Source organism: Nonomuraea sp. NPDC005650 (assembly GCF_040605375.1).
GTDB lineage: Bacteria > Actinomycetota > Actinomycetes > Streptosporangiales > Streptosporangiaceae > Nonomuraea.
The window spans coordinates 486,120-504,826 of the sequence record NZ_JBEXCR010000001.1; the positions used below are offsets into that span (position 1 = coordinate 486,120).

General features: G+C 71.9%; 19 protein-coding genes. 3 read left to right on the top strand and 16 right to left on the bottom strand.

The window, feature by feature from the left end:
- Positions 1-27 precede the first annotated feature (27 nt).
- Both ABZS69_RS02190 and ABZS69_RS02195 read left to right on the top strand, forming a co-directional pair.
- Positions 28-1,290: a DUF58 domain-containing protein gene (locus ABZS69_RS02190; RefSeq protein WP_355364963.1), complete on the top strand. Its 1,263-nt coding sequence runs from the start codon at positions 28-30 to the stop codon at positions 1,288-1,290.
- Positions 1,287-3,716 (top strand): DUF3488 and transglutaminase-like domain-containing protein, encoded by a 2,430-nt coding sequence (locus ABZS69_RS02195; RefSeq protein ID WP_355364966.1) that lies wholly within the window; start codon positions 1,287-1,289, stop codon positions 3,714-3,716. The genes ABZS69_RS02190 and ABZS69_RS02195 overlap by 4 nt, the downstream gene beginning before the upstream one ends.
- A gap of 180 nt (positions 3,717-3,896) precedes the next feature.
- On the opposite strand, the gene ABZS69_RS02200 is transcribed toward ABZS69_RS02195, so the two are convergent.
- From ABZS69_RS02200 to ABZS69_RS02250, 11 genes are all read right to left on the bottom strand, one after another.
- The gene (locus tag ABZS69_RS02200; RefSeq protein WP_355364969.1) at positions 3,897-4,304 is read right to left on the bottom strand and encodes a DUF3040 domain-containing protein; all 408 of its coding nucleotides are present in this window, start codon (positions 4,302-4,304) and stop codon (positions 3,897-3,899) included.
- Positions 4,305-4,532: 228 nt separating this feature from the next.
- Positions 4,533-5,774 carry a DNA polymerase IV gene (gene dinB, locus ABZS69_RS02205; protein ID WP_355364972.1) on the bottom strand — a complete coding sequence of 414 codons (1,242 nt, stop codon included), beginning with the start codon at positions 5,772-5,774 and terminating at the stop codon, positions 4,533-4,535.
- A gap of 47 nt (positions 5,775-5,821) precedes the next feature.
- Entirely contained in the window at positions 5,822-6,574 is a 753-nt protein-coding gene (locus ABZS69_RS02210) for a methyltransferase domain-containing protein (protein ID WP_355364975.1), read from the bottom strand.
- Between the two features lie 155 nt (positions 6,575-6,729).
- The gene (locus ABZS69_RS02215; RefSeq protein ID WP_355364978.1) at positions 6,730-7,068 is read right to left on the bottom strand and encodes an MmcQ/YjbR family DNA-binding protein; all 339 of its coding nucleotides are present in this window, start codon (positions 7,066-7,068) and stop codon (positions 6,730-6,732) included.
- 173 nt (positions 7,069-7,241) lie between these two features.
- Positions 7,242-7,652, bottom strand: a complete 411-nt coding sequence (nusB, locus tag ABZS69_RS02220; protein ID WP_355364981.1) for a transcription antitermination factor NusB — start codon at positions 7,650-7,652, stop codon at positions 7,242-7,244.
- A 1-nt stretch (position 7,653) separates the two neighbouring features.
- The gene (gene efp, locus ABZS69_RS02225) at positions 7,654-8,214 is read right to left on the bottom strand and encodes an elongation factor P (protein ID WP_355364984.1); all 561 of its coding nucleotides are present in this window, start codon (positions 8,212-8,214) and stop codon (positions 7,654-7,656) included.
- A 25-nt stretch (positions 8,215-8,239) separates the two neighbouring features.
- Positions 8,240-9,277 (bottom strand): aminopeptidase P family protein, encoded by a 1,038-nt coding sequence (locus ABZS69_RS02230; RefSeq protein ID WP_355364987.1) that lies wholly within the window; start codon positions 9,275-9,277, stop codon positions 8,240-8,242.
- 27 nt (positions 9,278-9,304) lie between these two features.
- The gene (locus ABZS69_RS02235; protein ID WP_355364990.1) at positions 9,305-10,891 is read right to left on the bottom strand and encodes a serine/threonine-protein kinase; all 1,587 of its coding nucleotides are present in this window, start codon (positions 10,889-10,891) and stop codon (positions 9,305-9,307) included.
- A 136-nt stretch (positions 10,892-11,027) separates the two neighbouring features.
- The gene (locus ABZS69_RS02240) at positions 11,028-12,317 is read right to left on the bottom strand and encodes a dicarboxylate/amino acid:cation symporter (protein WP_355364993.1); all 1,290 of its coding nucleotides are present in this window, start codon (positions 12,315-12,317) and stop codon (positions 11,028-11,030) included.
- An 85-nt stretch (positions 12,318-12,402) separates the two neighbouring features.
- Entirely contained in the window at positions 12,403-12,501 is a 99-nt protein-coding gene (locus tag ABZS69_RS02245; RefSeq protein WP_355364996.1) for a putative leader peptide, read from the bottom strand.
- Between the two features lie 36 nt (positions 12,502-12,537).
- Positions 12,538-13,578 (bottom strand): LLM class F420-dependent oxidoreductase, encoded by a 1,041-nt coding sequence (locus ABZS69_RS02250; RefSeq protein ID WP_355364999.1) that lies wholly within the window; start codon positions 13,576-13,578, stop codon positions 12,538-12,540.
- A gap of 94 nt (positions 13,579-13,672) precedes the next feature.
- On the opposite strand from ABZS69_RS02250, the gene ABZS69_RS02255 reads away from it, so the two are divergent.
- Positions 13,673-14,560, top strand: a complete 888-nt coding sequence (locus tag ABZS69_RS02255) for an endonuclease/exonuclease/phosphatase family protein (RefSeq protein WP_355365002.1) — start codon at positions 13,673-13,675, stop codon at positions 14,558-14,560.
- On the opposite strand, the gene ABZS69_RS02260 is transcribed toward ABZS69_RS02255, so the two are convergent.
- The 5 genes from ABZS69_RS02260 to ABZS69_RS02280 form a co-directional block, all read right to left on the bottom strand.
- A complete protein-coding gene (locus tag ABZS69_RS02260; RefSeq protein ID WP_355365005.1) occupies positions 14,546-15,124 on the bottom strand; it encodes a nucleotidyltransferase family protein in 579 nt (192 codons plus the stop codon). The genes ABZS69_RS02255 and ABZS69_RS02260 overlap by 15 nt on opposite strands.
- The gene (locus tag ABZS69_RS02265; protein ID WP_355365008.1) at positions 15,121-16,227 is read right to left on the bottom strand and encodes an XdhC/CoxI family protein; all 1,107 of its coding nucleotides are present in this window, start codon (positions 16,225-16,227) and stop codon (positions 15,121-15,123) included. Before ABZS69_RS02265 ends, ABZS69_RS02260 begins: the two co-directional genes overlap by 4 nt.
- Positions 16,220-17,293, bottom strand: a complete 1,074-nt coding sequence (locus tag ABZS69_RS02270; protein WP_355365011.1) for a VWA domain-containing protein — start codon at positions 17,291-17,293, stop codon at positions 16,220-16,222. The genes ABZS69_RS02265 and ABZS69_RS02270 overlap by 8 nt, the downstream gene beginning before the upstream one ends.
- Positions 17,286-18,152: a MoxR family ATPase gene (locus tag ABZS69_RS02275; RefSeq protein WP_355365014.1), complete on the bottom strand. Its 867-nt coding sequence runs from the start codon at positions 18,150-18,152 to the stop codon at positions 17,286-17,288. Before ABZS69_RS02275 ends, ABZS69_RS02270 begins: the two co-directional genes overlap by 8 nt.
- A gap of 95 nt (positions 18,153-18,247) precedes the next feature.
- Entirely contained in the window at positions 18,248-18,700 is a 453-nt protein-coding gene (locus ABZS69_RS02280; protein ID WP_355365016.1) for a PH domain-containing protein, read from the bottom strand.
- Positions 18,701-18,707 lie beyond the last annotated feature (7 nt).

The window sequence follows — 18,707 nt, forward strand, 5'->3', positions numbered from 1 at the left end:
TCGACGGCACGGATCGAGTGAGGCACAGTGAGAGCCGGACTTCGGGCGCTGACCTCCAGGGGCAGGTCGTTCCTCGCCTCCGGCGTCGCGGCGCTGCTGATGGCGGTCATCCTGGGCGAGAACGACCTGTTCAGGATCGGGGTGCTGGTGACGGCGCTGCCGCTGCTGGCGGCCATGGTGGTGGCGCGCACGCGCTACCGGTTGAGCTGCGCCAGGCGCCTCGACCCGCCGAGGGCGGAGGTGGGCGGCGAGGCCACCGTGACCCTTCGGCTGGAGAACGTCACCAGGCTGCCGACCGGCCTGCTGCTCATCGAGGACACCGTTCCTTATGCGCTGGGCGTGCGGCCCAGGTTCGTGCTGGACCGGGTCGAGTCGCGGGGCGTGCGGGAGATCGACTACCGGGTGCGCTCCGACCTGCGCGGCCGCTACACGATCGGCCCGCTGTCCGTCCGCATCGCAGACCCGTTCGGGCTCGTCGAGCTGACCCGCTCGTTCACGATCAGCGACACGCTCGTGGTGACGCCGCACGTGGCGGCGCTTCCGCACGTGCGGCTGTCGGGCGAGTGGACGGGCGGGGGCGACAGCCGTACCAGGAGTGTGGCCGCGGCCGGCGACGACGACGTGGCGCCGCGCGAGTACCGGCAGGGCGACGACCTGCGCCGGGTGCACTGGCGCTCGACGGCCCGCCACGGCGAGCTGATGGTGCGCCGCGAGGAGCAGCAGTGGCAGAGCCGCGGCGCGCTCCTGCTGGACACCCGCAGGTACGCGCACCGGGGCGAGGGCCCGCGCTCGTCGTTCGAGGTGGCGGTCTCGGCCGCGGCGTCGATCGGCGTGCACCTGGCCCGCGAGGGCCTCGGCCTGCGCCTGGTGACCGACCAGGGCGCCGAGCACCTGACGGACACCGGGCTGAGCTGGTCGCTGCTCGACACCCTCGCCGTGGTGCGGCACAGTCCGGCCCGTTCCCTGGAGATGGGCGTCTCGGCCCTGCGCCAGGGCGGGGGCGACGGGCTGATCGTGGCCGTGCTCGGCGATCTCGACCCCGAGGAGGCGAGAGAGCTGGCCAGGCTGAGGCACAGCGGCATCACCGCGGTGGCGGTGATGCTCGACGTGAGCACGTGGGACGGCGGTGACCGGGTGGCCGCGGAGAACCACCAGGCCGTGCAGACGGTCCTGGCCGGGTACGGCTGGCGCATCGTGCGCCTGCCGGCGGGCACCTCGATCGCCTCCGTCTGGCAGAACGCGGCCAACCGTGACAGGTTCGCGTTCAACTCGGCGGGAGGCGCGGCATGAGGCTGACCGCCGCCTCGGGCGTGGCCGCCTTCGCCGCGGCGTTCCTGCTCTACCCGCTCTTCCAGGGCGGCGCCTGGTTCTGGACGTCGCTGGGCGCCGTGCTCGCCGTGATGGCCGCGGGCGTGCTGAGCAGCCGCCTGTCGCTGCCCGCGTGGGCGGCGCCGCTGGTCGCGCTGCTCGCGGTGTGGGTCTACCTGACCGCGTCGTTCGCCTCCGCCAAGGCGTGGGCGCTGGTGGTGCCGACGCGGGAGTCGGTGGTGGAGCTGGGCCGGCTGCTGGGGGTCGGCTGGACCGACATCCAGCGCTTCGCCGCCCCCGTGCCGGAGACCACCGGCATCACGCTGCTGACCGCGGGCGGCGTCGCGCTGATCGCGATCTTCGTGGACCTGCTGGCCGCGCGGCTGCGCAAAGCGGCGCTGGCCGGGCTGCCGCTGCTGGCGCTGGCCACCGTGCCGGCGACGATCCTGCCCGACCCGATCAGCTGGCCGGCGTTCATCCTGGCCGCTCTCGGGTTCATCGGCCTGCTGATCGCCGACGGGCGCGAGCGGGTGGGCCACTGGGGCAGGGCGGTGCTGGTACGGCGGACGACCCGCGCCACGGCCGCCCGGCCCGACGGCCGCGCCACGGCGGACACCAGCGGGCTGCGGCTGTCGGGCAAGCGCATCGGATTCGCCGCGATCCTGCTGGCGGTGCTGGTGCCCGCCCTGCTGCCGGCGATGGAGCCGGTGTCGTTCTTCACGTTCGGCGTCGGCGGCAGCGGACCGGGCAGGGGCAACTCGATCAGCATCCCCAACCCCATCGCGAACCTGAGGGGCCAGCTGGACCTGCCGGAGCGCCGGGTGGTGCTCACCTACGCGAACACCGACGACAAACCGCGATATCTGCGGATCTACGCGCTCGACACGTTCGACGGCCAGCAGTTCGGCATGACGGAGCCGAAGGGGGCGCCGCAGAACAGGACGGACAACGGTCCCCTCCCCGCGCCGCCCGGCCTCGGCTCCGAGCCGAAGATCCAGAACGTGACCACGAACATCCAGATCAGCGACGAGATCGTGAAGGTGCAGTTCCTGCCGCTGCCGTACCCGCCGAGACAGATCCAGATCGACGGCGACTGGCGGGCGGACGTGGACACGCTCATGGTCTTCTCCACGCGCGACGAGGCCGCCGGCGTCGAGTACGACGTGACGACCAGCGAGCCGGAGCCCACGCCGGACCTGCTGGACTCGCTCAGCGGAAGCCGGCCGGACGTCGATCCCCGCTTCCTGAGGCTGCCGGACAACCTGCCGCCCGAGATCGCCCAGCTGGCGAACAAGCTGACCGCGAACGCCAAGACGGACTACGAGGCGGCGGTGAAGCTGCAGCAGTTCTTCACGAACGGCAACTTCACTTACAACCTGCGCACGCAGGGACACGGCAACTCGGCGCTGCGGGACTTCCTGCTGCGCGACCGGGCGGGCTACTGCGAGCAGTTCGCCGCGTCGATGGCGGTGCTGGCCAGGCTGGTGGGCATCCCGTCGCGGGTGGCGATCGGCTACACCGGCGGCACGAAGGTCGGCGACCGCTGGCAGGTCGGCACGAACGACTCCCACTCCTGGCCCGAGCTGTATTTCGAGGGCGTGGGCTGGCTGCCGTTCGAGCCCACCCCCTCGGGCTCGCTCGGCCAGGGCAGCGCGCGGGTGCCCGAGTACACGCAGCCCAGGCCGGAGGCGACCGGGGAGGCGGCGACGCCGACGCCGGGTTCGACCAGTTCGTCCGCTGACGATCCGGTCGACCCGCAGGCCCGGCGCAACCCTCGCGAGCTGGACCGCGAGGGCGTGGTCACTCCCGGTGGGCTGCCGCCGGACGACTCCATGCCGCTGGTCGCCCAGATCGGCATCGGCGCGGCGGCGCTGCTCCTGGTGCTGCTGATCCCCGCGGGTCTGCGGCTGATCACCAGGAACCGCCGCGTGCGCACCCTGGGCTGGAAGGTCTCGGAGCCGTCGGACGAGCTGACGGCCTCGATCGCGTCGGGGCCGGGGGCCGGCCATCCGTCGGTGGCCGCCGCCTGGGCGGAGCTCGACGACGTGCTGTACGACTACGGCATGGCCCGCCAGCTCAGCGAGACGCCGCGGGCGCTGGCCCGGCGGCTGACCCAGCAGTACGAGTTCGACGCGGAATCGGCGGCGGCCATCACGGCCATCGCGTCGGCGGTGGAGCGGGCGCTGTTCGCCAGGGACCCGGGCCGGGTCGAGCCGCTGCGCAAGGACCTGCGCAAGGTGCGTCAGGCGCTGGCGGCAACGGTGTCACGCGGGCGCCGGGTGCGGGCGGTGCTGCTGCCGCCGTCCACGCTGCGGCGGTTGCGGGGGCTGGGCGAGCGGCTGCTCGACGGGTTCGACCTGCTGGAGAACATCAGGCTCCGGCGGACGGCCGCCCCGAAGGGCTCCTGACCCGGCGACCGACGCGTCCGGCCGTTCCCCTCAAGCAGGGGGACGGCCGGTTCGCTTTCCGGGGGGCCGGGACGGACACCCGGCGCCCGCCGGGTGAGGGCATGGCGAGGACCGGTGGGGCCGCCTCCAACACGAGGGCCGCCCGGACGTGAGTCCGAGCGGCTCTGCAGGTCAGGGCGGTCAGCGCTCGTCGTTACGGCGGCGCCAGCGCTCTTCCATGCGCTCCATGAAGGTCCCTCGGCGACCCCGTCGGGCCTGCTTGCCCGGAGGAGGAGCGGTGCCCGAGGCGGGCGCGGAGTCACCGAACCCATTCATACGTTTCCAGCTGGACAGGCCCCACAGACACGCGGCGAGCATGACCACGAAACCGCCGACGCCGAGAGGGATCAGGGCACTGCCACTCATCACCACGCCGACCATCATGACGACGACGCCGAGAGCAAAGCCGATGGAGGCTTTGATCAGACGACGCTTGTAATGGCTGCGCGGGTCACTGATCCTTACGGTGTTGGCCCACTTCGGGTCCTCGGCGTAGAGGGCCTGCTCGATCTGGTCGAGCAAGCGCTGCTCGTGCTCAGAGAGCGGCACGGCGCCTCCCAAGGACAGCCCCAGGACGGGGAAGACGGCAACGGACGACACGGGGTGTCCGAACCTCGCGGTCGGTTATCCCCAGAATACGAGGCTGTAGACGTAGGCGAAAGCAAACGTCCAACGCAGACCAAACCGGAGGTGTCGCCATGGCTCCATTGTGGCCCATCTCGCCCCCCTTCCCCCAAAATCGCGACACTGACGCCCCACAAAATCCAGACATCGACGTCATGTCTCTACATCATCAAGCTTGCCACGTACGAGCGATGCTGGGACCACCGCATCGGGACCGAATCGCCGAATCGCCTTGTCCATCGCCTGTTCGGCCTCGCGCCAGCCGGTCTCCCGCTCGCCGAGGCCGAGTTGGTGGGTGGCCTCGGCGGCGGGCCGCAGGTTTTCCATCCGGACCCCGACCAGGCGCAGCCGCACGCGCTGGAGGCCGGCCGCCTCGAACAGCTCGCAGGCTGTGGCGTATATCACCTGAGCTACGTCGGTCGGCTCGCGCAGCGTGCGCGAGCGGTTGATCGTGGTGAAATCGGCGCGGCGGAGCTTCACACTTACAGTCCTTCCCACGTGTCCGCCCTTACGCATCCTGGCGGCCACCCGCTCGGACAGGCGCAGCAGCTCCCGCTTGATCACCTCGGGATCGTCCACGTCGGCCGCGAACGTCTCCTCGTTGCCGATGCTCTTGTCGGGCACGTGGGAGCTGACCGCGCGCTCGTCGCGGCCCCAGGCCAGTGCCGCCAGGTGGCCGCCCACGGCCTGGCCGAGCTCGCGCTGGAGGGTGGCGGGCGGCACCCTGGCCAGGTCGCCGACCGTGCGGATGCCGAGGCGTACGAGAGACTGCTCGGTGCGCTCGCCGACGCCCCACAGCGCCGAGACCGGCAGCGGGTGAAGGAAGGCGACGACCTGGTCGGCGGGCACCACCAGCATCCCGTCGGGCTTGCACTGCTTGCTGGCCAGCTTCGCCACGAACTTGCTGGCGGCCACGCCGACCGAGCACGTGATGCCGTAGCGGTCGAGGACCTGCTCCCTGATCATGGCGGCGATGGCGGCCGGCGGGCCGAGCCGGCGTCTGGCGCCCCCGACGTCGAGGAACGCCTCGTCGGAGGCGATGGGCTCGACCAGCGGGGTGATCGTGTGGAAGATCTCCATGACGCCCTTGGAGACCTCGGAGTATTTGCCGTGGCTGGGCGGGATGATCGTGGCCTGCGGGCAGAGCCTGCGTGCCCTGCTCATCGGCATCGCGGAGTGCACGCCGTGCGCCCTGGCCTCGTACGTGGCGCTGAGCACGACGCCGCGCCCCGCGGGCGAGCCCACGATCACCGGGCGGCCGCGCAGCTCCGGGCGCTCCAGCAGCTCGACGCTCGCGAAGAAGGCGTCCATGTCGACGTGCAGGATCGGGCAGCCGCTGTCATCGGCCCCGGTGCGTGGAGCGGGGCCGATGCCGGTGATCTGCTTGCGAGACACGCCGCCGATTCTATCCGAACATGCGTTCTATACCCAGTGCCGACACCTCAGGCCCTGTGGCCGAGCACGTGCAGCTGCGTCGCGATGTCCCTCAGCACCGGGTGGGTGGCGGCGACCTGCTCAAGGGCGACGAGCGCCTCGGCGGCGCCGGGCTCGCCGTCGACGAGCCTGCTCGGGACCAGGTCGGTGAAGACCCGCACGCCGTGGACGGCGCCGACGGAGAACCCGGTCGCGGCCAGCAGCTCGGCCAGCGTCTCGGCGGCGAAGCGCCTCGGGATGGGGTCGCGGTCGCCCCACGTGCCGCTGGGGTCGTCGAGCACGGCCCGCGCCTCGTCGAACTGGCCCGCGAGCGCCCGGTGGATGGCGCTGCCGACGGGGTTGGCGGTCAGCACGCTCACCGCGCCGCCCCTGCGCAGCACGCCCGCGACGGCGGTCAGCGCGCTGATCGGGTCTTCGACGTATTCGAGCACGCTGTGGCAGAGCACCAGGTCGGCGCTGTCGCGGCTGAGCAGCTCGCCCAGGTCCGCGGCGTCGCCCTGCAGGCCCCGCACGCTCACGCGCTTCTCCTTGGTGCGGCGTTCGAGCGCGGCCAGCGAGTCGGGGCTCGGGTCGACGACGGTGACGGTGTGACCCAGCGCCGCCAGCGGCACGGCGAACCCGCCGGTGCCGCCCCCGGCGTCGACGATGTCGAGCGACTCACGCCTGGTCGCCCCCGTCCGTTCGGCCAGCACGGACCGCAACGCGTCCCAGACGACGGCGGTCCGCACCGCCGGGGTCCTCGTGACGCCTTCAGCACGCAACGTCGGCTCGCCTCCCTCTCCCCCCGCGACGGGCCCGAGCTCCGGCCCATCGCGATCACGCACTTCATGAACTGCGCTTCTCCGCGGACGGGCCCAGCCTACGCCGTGCGCCGACCCCCCGCTCGCCGTCACCGGCATCCCCCGGTCCACCGGGGTCAGGCGTCGAACCGGGCGACCAGCCGCTTCGGCGCCCGCAGCCGCCACGCGTCCGTCAGCAGCTCGCCCATCTCCTCGGCGTCCACGGCCCCGAACCGCACGAGCACGGCGGCGTACCCGTCGTAGTGCGGCGTGGTGAAGAACGCGGCCGGCTCGGCCGCGATGAGCCCCGCCTTCTCCTCCTCGGAGCCGACCGGCAGCACCAGCACGTCGCCCTCCTCCCGCATCCGGGCGAACCACTTGCCGCGGACGTAGAAGGCGGGCGTGCCGTACATGGTCTTCTCGACGGTCTCGGGCAGCGCCAGCGCGAGCCGGCGCACGTCGTCCTCGGTCACCATGGCCACACGATATTGCCGGAAAAACGGAAAAGGGGCGCGTCGCGGCTGGTGACGCGCCACTTGTCCGCACGCTCCCTGGCCACACGGCCAGGCCTCGCACAAAGGCGCGCCTTCGCGAGCCGTGCAGGCCGGCGTGGTTGGAACGTACCCCGAAGTCGGGCTTTTGACGGTGTCTAAAGGGTGAGGCTTGGCTTGAGCTGCTTGAAGCGAGCCAGCAGACCGTTCACGAACTGCGGCGACTCGTCGGTGGACAGCTCGGCCGCCAGATGAACCCACTCGCTGATCACCACGCCCTCGGGCACGCCGGGGATCCACAGCAGCTCGTACGTGCCCCCGCGCAGCAGGTTGCGGTCGACGGCGGGCATCCGGTCGAGGGTCCAGCCCTCGGCGTACGTGGTGATCAGCTCGTCGATGCGCGCGTGGTGCCTGGCGACGCCCTCGACGATCGTCGAGGTGTATTCGTTGACCGGGGGCTCCTGCCGCTCCACGCGTTCGGCGAGGATCTTCAGCGGATCCTCGCCCCGCAGCTCGGCCTCGAAGAGGATGTCAAGCGCCCGCCGGCGTGCTTTGCCGCGTGCCGACACCTCAGGCCCGGCCGAGGTATTCGCCGCTGCGGGTGTCGACCTTGACCTTCTCGCCGGTGGTGATGAACAGCGGCACCTTGATCTCGGCGCCGGTCTCCAGCGTGGCGGGCTTGGTGCCGCCGGTGGAGCGGTCGCCCTGCAGGCCGGGCTCGGTGCTGGCGATGGTCAGCTCGGCCGCGGCGGGCAGGTCGACGTAGAGGGCCGAGCCCTCGTTGAACGCGATCGTGGCCAGAGTGTTCTCCAGCATGTAGTTGGCGGCGGTGCCGACGGTGCCGCTGGGCACGTTGACCATGTCGTAGGTCTCGGTGTCCATGAACACGAAGTCGTCGCCGTCCTTGTACGAGTACTGCATCTCGCGCTTGTCGACGTTGGCCACGTCGACCTTCACGCCGGCGTTGAAGGTCTTGTCGACGACCTTGCCGGAGAGGACGTTCTTGAGCTTGGTGCGCACGAACGCGCCACCCTTGCCCGGCTTGACGTGCTGGAACTCGACCACGGCCCAGAGCTCACCGCCCTCGAGCTTCAGCACCATGCCGTTCTTGAGGTCGTTGGTCGTCGCCACTCGTTCTCTCCCGCGTGCGGCCGCTCTAAAGAACGAGCAGCTCCTTTGTCGTCTTGGTGAAAAGTTCCGGCCCGCCCACACGTGTCACGAGGGTGTCCTCGATGCGAACCCCGCCCCGGCCCGGGAGATAGACCCCGGGCTCGACGGTGATCGGAACTCGATCCTCTAGTCTACCGGTCCGAGAGGGGCCCAGGAACGGCTCCTCGTGGATCTCCAGGCCGACTCCGTGTCCCAGGCCGTGCCGGAAGCGGCTGCCGTAACCCGCGTCCTCGATGACCGTACGGGCCGCCGCGTCCACCTCCCTGGCCCCCGCGCCCGGCGCGAGCGCGTGCCTGCCGGCCCGCTGCGCCTCGGCGACCAGGTCGTAGATCTCGCGCTGCCAGTCCGTCGGCGGGCCCAGGCAGACCGTTCTGGTCATGTCGGCGTGGTAGCCCTCGTAGCGGGCGCCGAAGTCGACGGTGACCAGGTCGCCGGCGCGCAGCTCCCTGCCGGAGGGGGCGTGGTGCGGGATCGCGCCGTTCTCGCCTGCGGCCACGATCGTGTCGAACGCGGGCTTGTCGGCGCCCAGCTCGGTCATGCGGTGGTCGAGGAGGCGGGCGAGGTCTCGCTCGGTGATCCCCGGGACGATTTTCCCGGAAATATCGGCAAAAGCCTGATCGGTGATCGCGCAGGCGGTACGCAGGAGCTCCAGCTCGCCCTCGTCCTTTACCGCCCGCAGCAGCTCCACCACCGGCTCCAGCGGCACCAGCCCCTCGCCCAGGCGCCGGTACGTGGCCACGCTCATCCACGCCGCCTCGATCCCGGTGCCCGGCTCCACCAGCGCGCTCTCCACGTCGTACGCCTCGACCGTCGGCACGTCCAGCGCGCGGGCCACCTCGATGTAGCGGTTGTCGGTCGCCAGCAGCGCCGTGCCGTCGGCCCTGACCAGGACGGCGGCGTTCGAGCTGACCAGCCCGGTGAGGTAGCGGACGTTCACGGGGGAGGTGACGAGCAGGGCGGGGACCTCACGGGCGGGCAGCAACTCGGCGAGGCGCGCCCGGCGCTTCGCGTAATCGACGGTCATTGCGCCAATGTACGTGTTCCGGCCCTTCTAGTCGCCGGGCAACCGCCAGTCCTGGAGGACCTGCGCGGCCGGCCCGGACGTTTCCATCTCGCCCTTGGCCTGCGCCCGCCTGAGGTCGCGGTAGACGCCGGCGATCTGGCTCATCCCGTCGTCGATGCGGCCCTTCTCGAACCTCTCGGCCGCCTTCCTGATCTTGTCGCGCGCCTTGCCCGCGACCTTGGGATCGATCGCGCCCATGGCCTGCTGGGCATTCAGCGCGTTGTCGAACTCCGACAGCCACTTGCGGTAGCCGCCCGGCGGGATCGCGTCGCCCAGGGTGGCCTTCGGCTGGACCGAGGACGGCTCCTCCGGCCCCAGGGTGCTCACCAGACCAGGCGTGGGCTCCTTGGTGGGGAGCGTCTCCACGGTCGGGAGAGCGGTGGGCAGCGTCGTCGGCTGGGTCGTCGGCTGGGTCGTCGACTGCGTGGTCGGGGTGGACGCCGTCACCGGCTCCTCCTTCCTCGATCCCGCCCACGTCACCATGACCACGGTCACCACCGCGATGACCAGCACGGCGGCGCCGATCTGGAGGATGAGCCGGCGGTTCGACGGCGGCTCGGGCTCGATGTCGCCCGCCTGGTAGATGGCGGTGTCGCCGGCCCTGGGACCCCTGCCGGGCCCCGCGACCTGGAAGACCTCGGTCGCGCCGCCCCCGGGCGCGCCCGGCGTCAGCCCACCGTCCCGGAGCGAGACGCCCGTCACGGGCATGCCGGGTCCGGGGGGAGCCGTCACGGGCAGGCCGGGCCCTGGAGGAGCCGCCGCGGGCGGTGCGGCCGGGTTGGCGCGCGGCCGCGCGATGGCGGCCAGCGCCCGGCGGATCGCCTCACCGCTGCCGGGCCGCTGCGCGGGATCCTCGGCGATCATGGCCAGTACGAGCCGGTCCAGCTCCGCGGGCACCTCGGCCCGCGCCGCGCTCGGCGGCGTCGCCGCGCCACGGCTGGGGGCACCCTCAGAAGCGCCGGCGGGCGCCTCCCCGAAGGGCGGGCGGCCGCACAGCAGCTCGTAGCAGACGCACCCCAGCCCGTACAGGTCCCCGGCGGCGGCGGCCTCCTGCCCCGCCGCCCGCTCGGGCGCCAGGTACCGCGAGCCGCCCGGCACCCGGTCGTCCATCCCGAACCCGACGACCTTGAGCACCCCGCTCCCGGCCAGCCGGAAGCTGTGCGGGGCGACGTTCCCGTGCACGACCCCGGCCCGGTGCGCGGCGTCGAGCCCGGCGGCGGCCTGCCCGATCAGGTCGCACACCTCGACGACGGGCAGGGGGCCCCGCGCGGCCAGCTCCTCGCCCAGGCTGGGGCCGGTGAGGAACTCCATCACCAGGAACGGCGCGCCGTCGTGGTCGCCGACGTCCAGCACCATGGCCACGTTCGGGTGGATCACCCGGGCGACGGCCTGGGCGTGCTGCCGGAGCACCTCCCGGGTCGTGGCCCCCGCCACGCGGGCGCCGAGCACCTTGACGGCCACGACCCAGTCGGCCCGCGTGTCGTACCCCCGCCAGACCTCGCCCATCGGCCCGCTGCTGATGCGCTCGTCAAGCCGGTACCGGTCAGCGACCAAGGACGGCGTCGAGTCGGACATATCCCCGCCAATTACTTGAATATCAGGATTTCCGACCCACCCTAGGGCCCCGCGGACCCTCCCGCCCCATCATCGGGCCGCGCACGCCCGAGCCGGGCGACCTGCCCGCGTACCGGCAGGCCGCCCGGCGGCGAGGTCAGGCCGCCGCGGGCTGCGGCACGCGGCCCGCCGGCGCGGCGGTGTCGAGCGGCTGCGGCGGCGCGTTGAAGACGGCCTCGTCCAGGCGGCCCTCCGAGCGCGCCACCAGGACGGGGACGACGAGCTGCCCCGCGACGTTGGTGGCGGTGCGGATCATGTCGAGGATCGGGTCGATGGCCAGCAGCAGGCCGACGCCCTCAAGCGGCAGGCCCAGCGTGCTGAGCGTGAGCGTCAGCATGACGGTCGCGCCGGTCAGGCCCGCCGTGGCGGCCGAGCCGACCACCGACACGAACGCGATCAGCAGGTAGTCGCCGAACCCCAGGGGCACGCCGAACACCTGGGCCACGAAGATCGCGGCCAGCGCCGGGTAGACCGAGGCGCATCCGTCCATCTTGGTGGTGGCGCCGAACGGCACCGCGAAGGAGGCGTAGTCGCGGTCCACGCCGTTGCGCTCGATGGAGACCCGCTGCGTCAGCGGCAGCGTGCCGACGGACGAGCGGGAGACGAACGCCAGCTCGATCGCGGGCCACGCGTTGCGGAAGAACTGGACGGGGTTGACCTTGCCCCACACGGCCAGCACCGTCGGGTAGACGGCCAGCAGCACGATGAGGCAGCCGATGTAGACCCCGGCGCTGAACTTGGCCAGCGGCGCCAGCAGGTCCCACCCGTACGTGGACACGGCCTTGCCGATCAGGCCCGCGGTGCCGATCGGGGCCAGGCGGATGACCCACCACAGCGCCTTCTGGACCAGCTCCAGGACGGAGCGGGCGAGGTTCAGGAAAGGCTCGGCCTTCTCGCCGGCCGCCAGGGCAGCCGCGCCGAGCACGACCCCCAGGAAGACGATTTGGAGGACCTTCACCTCGGTGAAGGCGGTGACGATGTTGGTGGGCACGATGCCGGTGACGAAGTCGAGCCAGGTGCCCGCGCCGTCGGTGTCGACGGCCTTGGCGGCGGCGGTGTCGAGGGTGACGCCCTGGCCGGGGTTGATGAGCAGGCCGAGCCCGATCGCCAGCGCCACGGAGACGAACGCGGTGACGAGGAACCACAGCAGCGTCTTGGACGCGAGCCTGGCGGCGCCGTTGACGTTGCGCAGGTTGGCCACGCTGACCAGGACGGCGGTGAAGACCAGGGGCGGCACGGCGAGCTTGAGCAGTTGGACGAAGATCTGCCCGACCCGGGTCAGCGTCTCGGCCAGCCAGGCCACGTCCCAGACCTTGGCGGCGAAGCCCAGCGCGATGCCGGCCGCGAGGCCGAGCAGGAGTTGCAGGGAGAAGGAGAATCTCTTCATGGAGGGGAGTTCCTGAGGTTCAGGGCATGCCGGAACCCGCGGTGTGGCATGCCGGATGAGGATGGGTGATCGAGGCCGAACGCGGTCAGCGACAGAGCGATCCGTGCAACCGGCACAGATCGATGTGCAGCCGCTCGACGAGCCACACGAACACCAGGGAGAACCTCACGAGCTCCCACAACACCCGTTAAATCGGGCATATTCCACTAAAGGGTGTGACTCACCCCACAATGTCCTTGATCTTCTCGATCAGCCGTACCCGGTCCTCGTGGGTCCTGCCGAAGGGCGCCACGTTGAGCGTGGTCACCCCGGACTCCTTCATCGCCTGGACCCGGTCGCGCACGAACCCCTCGCTGCCGATCAGCGACATGCTCTCCAGCAGCTCGCCGGGCACCAGCGCGGCCGCCTCGTCCTTCTTGCCCTCGAGGTAGAGGTCCTGGATCCGCTCCGCCTCCTCCTCGTAGCCGTAGCGCCTGGCCAGGTCGTTGTAGAAGTTGCGGCCCTTGGCGCCCATGCCGCCGATGTAGAGGGCCGCCATCGGCCGCCCGAACTCCAGCAGCCCGGCCACGTCGTCGCCGATCGCCAGCGACGCCTGCGCGATCACGTCCAGCTCGCCCAGCTCGGGGTCACGCTTCTCCTTGCCGGCGGCCAGCGACTGACCCCACACGCCGGCGGCCTTCTCGGGCACGTAGAAGATCGGCTCCCAGCCCTCGGCCAGCTCGGCGGCGAGCTCGACGTTCTTGGGCCCGATGGCGGCGATCACGATCGGGATGCGGGGCCGCACCGGGTGGTTGATCAGCTTCAGCGCCTTGCCCAGGCCCGTGCCCTGGTCGGGCGGGAGCGGCAGCGTGTAGTGCTTGCCCTCGTGCACCAGGCGCTCGCGCCGCCACACCTGGCGGCAGATCTCGATGACCTCCCTGGTGCGCCCGAGCGGCGCGGTGTACGGCACCCCGTGGAAGCCCTCGATCACCTGCGGCCCCGACGCGCCCAGGCCGAGCGTGAAGCGGCCGTCGGAGACGTAGTCGAGGCCCGCGGCGGTCATCGCCAGCAGCGTCGGCGTGCGGGAGTAGATCGGCAGGATGCCGGAGGCGATCTCCAGCCGCTCGGTCCTGGCCGCGATGTATCCCATCTGGCTGACGGCGTCGAAGCTGTAGGCCTCGGCCACGAAGACGATGTCGAGCCCGGCCTTCTCGTAGTCCGCCAGCTCGGCCACCGTCTCCTTGAAGCCGCCCGAGTAGTTGAGTGCCATACCGATGCGCATGCCGGGCTCCCACTGAAACCGAATGATATTCCGTTGCGACGCGAACAGGTTATCGCGTCGGTGCGGGAGGCAGGGAGCCACTAGCCTGGATCAGGTGCTGAGTCGGCTCGTCGTCATCGTGTCCGCCGTGGTCGCCGTGGCCCTGGCCGGGCACCAGCTGGTTCCCGCGTTCGGCGGGTTCACGCCCGTGATGGAGAGCCTGCTGCCCTGGCTGGGCGTGTCCGTGCCGGTGTTGCTCCTGGTCGCCGTGGTGGCACGCTCCAGGGTGGCCGTCGCCGCGGCGCTGGTGCCCGGGTTGGTGTGGGCGGCGATGTTCGGCTCCACGCTGTTCCGCTCGCCGCCGGGCGGCCCGAGCGACCTGGCGGTCGGCACGGTCAACGTGGGCGTGACCAACAACGCCTCCGGCGAGGCCGTCCGCGCGATCGCCAAGGACCTCGACCTGCTCGCCGCCCAGGAGCTGACCAGCGGCGGCCCCGCGGCCAAGCAGCTCAACAAGATGTTCAAGTACCACTATCCGGTCAGCACGGTCGGCCTGTGGAGCCGCTACCCGATCAGCGAGACCAAGCCGCTCGACGTCGGCCTGGGCTGGCCCCGGGCGCTGCGCGCGGTGGTCGCCACCCCCAAGGGCAAGGTGACCGTCTACGTCATGCACCTGGCCTCGGCCCGCCCTGGGGAGACGACCTCGCGCGACGCCTCTCTCGCACACGCGCGCAAGCTCATCGACGCCGACCCGAGCAGGCGCATCCTGCTGCTCGGCGACCTCAACACCGCCACCACCGACCGGGGCATGCAGGGGCTGACCCCGCCGCTGAGCGACGCGCAGATCGTGGCGGGCGACGGGTTCGGGTTCACCTGGCCGTCCGAGTTCCCGATCACCCGGCCCGACCACATCCTGTTCAAGGGCATGACGGCGACCAAGGCGGGCGTCGCCCCCGCGACCGGCAGCGACCACCGCGCCGCCATCGCCTCACTGCGACTCTAGGTGGGGCTCCAGGAGCCGCAGGTCCTGGGGCGTGTCGATGTCGGCCGGGTCCCCGTGCTCGTCGCACGGCACCTCGGTGACCAGCTCGGGGTGGGCCTTCATGAACGGCCGCGCCCCCACGTCCCCCTCGGCCAGCTCCGCCACCCTGGCGAAGTGCTCGCGGGCGATCAGCACCGGGTTCCTGCGCCTGCCCCCGTAGGTGGCGACCGCCAGCCCGGCGCCTGAGGCGATCAGCGCGTGTACCGCGCCCGGGCGGATGAACGGCTGGTCCACCAGCGCGACCACCACGGCCTCCGCCTCCGGCGGCAGCGCGGCGAGCCCGACCCGCAGGGACGAGCCCATGCCGGACGCCCAGCCGGGGTTGCGCACGGTCACCGCGCCGCGCACCTGCACGGTGGCCGCGCCGAGCACGACCACGACGGGGTGGCAGCCGCCCTCCTCCAGCAGCCGCACGCCGCGGTCGACCAGCCGCTCGCCCGCGTACTCGACCAGCGCCTTGGGCGTGCCCAGCCGGGCGCCCTCGCCCGCGGCCAGCAGCAGCCCGGCCACCTTCGCGCTCTTCATGAGACCCCGTCGTGGTGGCCGTCGTGGTGGATGCGGCCCTCGGTGCTGGACAGCGGGCGGCCCGAGCCGCCCCAGCGGAGCTGGATCAGCTCGGCCGCGATCGACACGGCCGTCTCCTCGGGGGTGCGCGCGCCGAGGTCGAGCCCGATGGGCGAGCGCAGCCTGGCCAGCTCGTCGTCGGTGAGCCCGCTCTCGCGCAGCCGGGCGAGCCGGTCGTCGTGGGTGCGGCGCGAGCCCATGGCGCCCACGTACCCGGCGCCGGTGCGCAGCGCCACCTCCAGCAGCGGCACGTCGAACTTGGGGTCGTGGGTGAGCACGCAGATCACCGTACGCTCGTCCACCTGCACCGAGGACAGGTAGTCGTGGGGCCACTTGACCACGACCTCGTCGGCGTCGGGGAAGCGCTTGGCGGTGGCGAAGATCGGGCGGGCGTCGCAGACCGTGACGTGGTAACCGAGGAACTTGCCCACCTTGGCCACGGCCGCCGCGAAGTCGATCGCCCCGAACACCAGCATGCGCGGCGGCGGCGCGAACGACTGCACGAACACCGCCAGGTCGTCCAGCCGCCGCTCCCCCTGGCCGCCGTAGCGCCTGACGCCGGTCAGGCCCTGGGCGAGCATGCCGCGCGCGTCGTCGTCCACGGCCTCGTCGAGCCGGTCGAGGCCGAGCGTGCCGGACGAGCGGTCCGGCCAGATGACCCGGCGGGCGCCGACCTGCCCGGGGCCCGAGATGACGGTGGCGACGGCCACCGGCTCGCGCGCGTCCACGGACACCGCGATCTCCCCCAGCTCGGGGAACGTCTCGATCGAGATCGGCTCGACGAGGATGTCGATGATGCCGCCGCAGGTCAGCCCGACGGCGAACGCGTCGTCGTCGCTCACCCCGTACCGCTGCAGGACGGGCCGGTCGGCCTCGGTGGCCAGCTCGAACACCGCGCCTTCGACGCACCCGCCGGACACGCTGCCGACCACCTCGTCGCCGCACACCGCCATGGCCGCGCCCGGCGGTCTGGGCGCGCTGCTGAACGTGCTCACCACCGTCGCCAGCCCGAACTCGAGCCCCGACTTCCACCACCTGACGATCTCCGGCAGCACGTCACGCATGGGCCAGCCTTTCACTCAGTCGCTCATAGGCGGCCAGGCTATGCCCGGCCACCAGGTCGTCCACGTACGGGAGTGCGGCCCGCATGCCGCCCGTGAGAGGCTGGTAGTCCTCATACCCCTTGTGCGGGTTGACCCAGATCACCCGGTGCGCCTGCCTGGCCAGCCTGGCCATCTGCGCTCCCAGCAGGGCGGGGTCGCCGCGCTCCCACCCGTCGGAGGCGATCACGGCGATCGTCCCCCGCGCGCTGTAACGCGACAGGTATTCCTTGAGCTCGTCGCCCAGCCGGGTCCCGCCGCTCCAGTCGGGGATGGCCTTGGACGCCTCGTTCAGTGCGGTGTCGGGGTCGCGGTGGCGCAGCTCGGCGGTGATCGGGGTGAGCCTGGTGCCGACCGAGTAGACCTTGGTGGCCCGGGGCTCGCTCCTGACCAGCGCGTGGGCGAAGCGCAGCAGAGTCTCGGCGTACGGGGCCATCGAGCCGCTGACGTCCACGAACAGGACGACCGCGCGCGGCCGGCTGCTGTGGCGCTTGCGCCGGAGCCGGGCGATGTCGCCCTTCCTGAGCGCGTCGCGGATGGTGCGGCGCGGGTCGAGCACGCCCCGGTGGGCGCTCTCGAAGCGGCGCGAGCGCCGGCGCTCGCGCCCGCAGCTCAGCATGGCCAGCATCCGGTGCACCTCGGCCCGCTCGGCCTCGGTCAGCCTGGCCACGTCGCGGTGCCGCAGCACCTCGGCGCGGCTCGCCGTGGCCGGGGCCGCCGTCTCGTCGCCGCCGTCCGTGTCGCCGTGGGTCTCCGCCGCCAGGTGCCTGGTGACGCTGGTCGTGCTCGTACGGGCCACGCCCGCCCGCTGCCCGCCGAAGTACGCGGCGAAGCACCGGTCGTAGCGCGGCAGGTCGTCGGGCGTGGCGCAGAGCGTGAACCGCCCGGCCCAGTAGACCTCGCCGGAGTCGGCCACGTCGAGGTGGTCGAGCGCCCTGAGCAGGTTGTGCGTCCGCTCGTGATCGGCGGCGACCCCGGCCGCCCGCAGCGTCCTGGCGAACGCGGTGACGGTGGCGACCAGCTCATCCATGGGGCAGCAGCCCGTTGCCGAGCACGTTCGAGACGTCCTCCCGGTACTTCAGCGCCGCCCCCAGGGTGGCCGCCGCCAGGGCGGGATCGAGCTCCTTGGCGCCCAGCGTCAGCAGCGCCTCGGTCCAGTCGAGCGTCTCGGCCACGCCCGGCGGCTTGACCAGGTCCGCCTGCCGCAGCCGCTCGGCGGCCCGCGCCACCTGCACGGCCAGCGTCTCGGTGCAGTCAGGCAGCCGGCGCAGCAGGATGGCGACCTCGCGGTCGAAGCTGGGGTGTTCGAGCCAGTGGTAGAGGCAGCGCCGCTTGAGCGCGTCGTGCACCTCGCGCGTCCTGTTGGAGGTCACCACGACCACCGGCGGCGTCCTGGCTCTGACGGTGCCGAGCTCGGGGATGGAGATGGTGAAGTCGGAGAGCACTTCGAGCAGGAACGCCTCGAACTCGTCGTCGGCCCGGTCGATCTCGTCCACGAGCAGCACGCTCGGCTGCGTCTCGATGGCCTTGAGCAGGGGCCGCGCGATCAGGAAGCGTCGGTCGTAGATCTCCCCCTCCAGCCGGCCCACGTCGGTGACGCCCGCGGCCTCCGCGGCTTTCAGGTGGAGCAGCTGGCGCGCGAAGTCCCAGTCGTACAGCGCCTGGGCGGCGTCCAGGCCCTCGTAGCACTGGAGCCTGATGAGCGGCGCCTTGAGCAGGCTCGCCAGCGCCTTGGCGAGCTCGGTCTTGCCGACCCCCGCCTCCCCTTCGAGGAAGAGCGGCCGGCCCATCCTCAGCGCCAGGAAGGCGGCCGTGGCCAGCCCTTCGTCGGCCAGATAGGCCTGCCGGTCGAGGAGCTCGATGAGCTTGTCCGGCGACTCGATGTCCATTGCCGTGATTGTCCGCCGCAGCACCCCTTCAGGCTACGTCGACACCCGGCCCGGCGATATTCGTCGGCCGACCCTGACCCCTGGTCACCGGCCGGCTACTTCTCGTGAGCCTCGCCGCGCTCCCGGATCAGGGCGTCCAGCTCCAGCGTGGCCCGGCGGGCGCGGGGCTTCTCCGAGCCCTGGATGCCCATGGCCCCGATGGTGCGCCCGTCAGAGGTGTCGATCCGCGGCCAGGGGTCGCCCACCAGCAGCGTGACCTCCAGGATCTCCGGCCACGTGTAGCGGTGGGTGCGGGCGGCGTTGACGATCGTGACGCCCTCGTCGTCCGCCTCCACCCGCACCCGCCCCAGCATGTGCAGCACGAACGCCACCGCGCACCCGAACACCACGATCGCCACCCGGTCGGGCAGCTTGAACGGCTCGGCGATGAAGACCGCCATGACCACCGACCCGAGCACGATCACGGCGGCTGAGCCGTACGCGACGATCCGCGGTTTGCGGGGACGCCAGGTGATGGGCAGGGGCGGTGGAGTGATCGACTCGGGCACGAAGGAA